The sequence below is a fragment of the Coleofasciculus sp. FACHB-712 genome, assembly GCF_014695635.1.
GTDB lineage: Bacteria > Cyanobacteriota > Cyanobacteriia > Cyanobacteriales > FACHB-T130 > FACHB-T130.
Genome location: NZ_JACJOQ010000370.1, coordinates 1 through 2,943, shown reverse-complemented (window position 1 = coordinate 2,943; position 2,943 = coordinate 1). Strand labels below are relative to the sequence as shown.

Here is a 2,943-nt window from a genome sequence, read left to right as displayed (position 1 = left end):
ATTATCAAGAAATCTCTTTACACAGACCACGAGATATTCTTGCGGGAACTGGTTTCAAACGCCGTGGATGCCATCCAGAAACTCAAGATGGTTTCCTTCGCAGGCGAATTCACTGGCGAACTGGGCGAACCAGAAATCAAAATCGCAATTGACAAAGACAAAAAAACTCTCTCCATCTCGGATAACGGTATCGGCATGACGGCAGAGGAGGTCAAGAAATACATCAACCAAGTTGCCTTCTCTAGCGCCGAAGAATTTATCCAAAAGTACAAAGCCAGCGCAGATCAACAAATTATCGGTCACTTCGGTCTTGGCTTCTACTCCTCCTTCATGGTGGCCCAAAAAGTCGAGATTGATACCCTTTCTTACCAGCAAGGAGCTTCCGCCGTCCACTGGTCTTGTGATGGTTCACCCGTATTTCAGTTAGAAGACTCACCAAAAACTGAACGCGGCACCACCATCACCCTCACGCTTCAGGATGAGGAAGTGGAATACCTGGAACCAATGCGGATTCGGCAGTTGGTAAAAACTTACTGCGACTTCATGCCAGTAGCTATCCAACTGGACGGGGAGACAATTAACCGGCAAAAGGCACCTTGGAAGGAATCGCCCCAAAACCTGACCAAAGAAGATTATCTAGAATTCTACCACTACCTCTACCCTTTCCAAGAAGAGCCGCTGCTGTGGGTGCATCTTAACACTGACTATCCCTTCATCCTGAATGGGATTCTTTACTTCCCGAAGCTCAAGCCGGATGTGGACACCACCAAAGGGCAAATTAAGCTGTTCTGTAATCAAGTATTTGTCAGCGACCACTGCGAAGAAGTCATTCCCAAGTTCCTGCTGCCGCTGCGAGGCGTCATTGATAGCACTGACATCCCCCTGAATGTCTCGCGCAGTTCCTTGACCAACGACCGGACAGTGCGGAGAATTGCCGATTACATTGCTAAGAAAGTAGGCGATCGCTTGAAAGAACTTTACCGCGAAAATCGCGACGAGTATATCCGCTGCTGGCAAGACGTAGGCACTTTCGTCAAATTCGGCTCCCTCAACGACGACAAATTCAAAAAACAAGTTGAAGACATCCTGATTTATCGCACCACTGCCAACCTTACACCAGCAACTCCAGAAACTCCCCAACCCGATATCCCATCTGTTGAAGTGCAATCTCAAGAGGGCGATGTCTGGCAAGAAGTGACCCCAAGTCAAACCTCGGCTTCTTCACCTCTCAGCCCTCAGTCCGAAGCCCTCACCACTAACTACACCACCCTTAAAGAGTACCTGGAACGGAATAAAGACCGCCACGAAAATCGAGTTTTTTACTGCACCGATGAAGTCTCCCAGGCGACCTACGTAGGACTACACAAAAACCAAGGTCTAGAAGTCCTGTTTATGGACTCCTTCATAGACTCTCACTTCATCAGCTTCCTAGAGCATGAACATCCGAATGTTAAGTTCTCCCGCGTAGACTCTGACCTCGACCAAACCCTGCTTGACCAGGATAAAGCAGGAGAAATTGTTGACCCCAAAACTAACAAAACTCGCTCAGAACACATCAAAGAGTTATTCCAGAAAGCCCTCAACAAGCCCAAACTGAACATCCGCACCGAGGCGCTCAAGTCAGATGATCCTCAGGGAACCCCACCAGCAATGGTACTGTTGCCAGAAGTTTTGCGACGTCTGCGGGAGATGAACGCATTGATGCAGCAGCAAAACGTTGAGTTTCCCGAAGAACACACCTTAGTGGTCAATACCGCGCACCCGCTGATTCAAAATCTGGTTCAGTTGAGCCAAGGTAGTATTATCCAAGGTGAGGGTCAATCGCCCACCGGCGATTTGGCTAATCTGATGTGCCAGCATATCTATGATTTGGCGCTAATGGCTCAGAAAGGATTTGACGCTGAAGGGATGAAATCCTTTGTGGAACGGTCGAATCAAGTGCTAACTCGTCTGACAGAACGCTAGGCGAGTATGGGTGGGCAGTGCCCACCTAAGCAATAGCTTGGGTACAATCTAAAAGCTATATCTAAATAACGACCGAAAATCTGGAGACTAGACTATGTCGCGCAAATGTCAGCTGACCGGCAAAAAGGCTAATAATGCCTATGCAGTTTCCCACTCTCACCGACGTACCAAAAAGCTACAGGAAGCAAATCTGCAATGGAAGCGCGTTTGGTGGCCTCAAGGGAATCGCTGGGTGAAGCTAAGGCTTTCTACGAAGGCAATCAAGACTCTAGAGCTAAAGGGTCTGCAAACGATGGCTAAAGAAGCGGGAATTAACCTGAATCACTATTAGTACACACTATTAGTACAGCCTCTAGAGAGTCCCTGAGTGCTTATAGCTTCTAGTAGAGACGTTGCCCGCGATGTCTCTACACTTTGTTATTTATGTGCTGCCTGATACCCCACTTCATGGTGCGTGTTGGGCAGTTTCTTTATTTTTTTACTAGAGGTGATAGGTTTTGCACAACATCTGGGTATCTTAACTACAGTAAATCTACCCCGATTTTTCGTTAAGTTGTGTTGAAGTTAAACGCTATGTTTGCAAAGATGGTTTATAGAGACTCTTAAATCTATCCCTTGGGGGAAGCGCACATCTAGCCTTTATTCCAGAATACGGAACCGACATTTCTACTCCGGAAAGGTACTGAAAAATTTAACAAGCGATTAAACAGCCGTTAAACATCTGAGTGCGTAGTTTCCCGGTTGCCCGCTAGAAATTGGGTTGTTAAGACAGAGGAGAAATGTCGAACTATAAATTTTTGATGAAGCTTCCCCTCACCTCATAAAAAGCGAAATTTTAGGCGATTAGCCTTTTCTCATCCCTTTCAACGCTAGTTCTTAATTTTTTAAGTTTTAAACTCTTCATTCCACTAATCTCTCACCTTTGACAGGAAAGCAGCCATGTCATCCCGCAACAAGCTAGTTAAAGCTATCCAGAAT

At 46.5% G+C, this 2,943-nt stretch carries 2 protein-coding genes; both read left to right on the top strand.

From position 1 onward, the window contains the following. Window positions 1–1,965: molecular chaperone HtpG (gene htpG, locus H6F50_RS10200; RefSeq protein ID WP_190428613.1), on the top strand; the 1,965-nt coding region annotated here is incomplete at its 5' end. Window positions 1,966–2,059: 94 nt separating this feature from the next. Next, a complete protein-coding gene (gene rpmB, locus H6F50_RS10195) occupies window positions 2,060–2,296 on the top strand; it encodes a 50S ribosomal protein L28 (RefSeq protein ID WP_190410643.1) in 237 nt (78 codons plus the stop codon). Window positions 2,297–2,943: the final 647 nt, after the last annotated feature.

What these genes read in the sequence shown, in the direction of transcription:
- rpmB (WP_190410643.1), top strand. Translation starts at nt 2,060, where the DNA reads ATGTCGCGCAAATGTCAGCTGACCGGCAAAAAGGCTAATAATGCCTAT.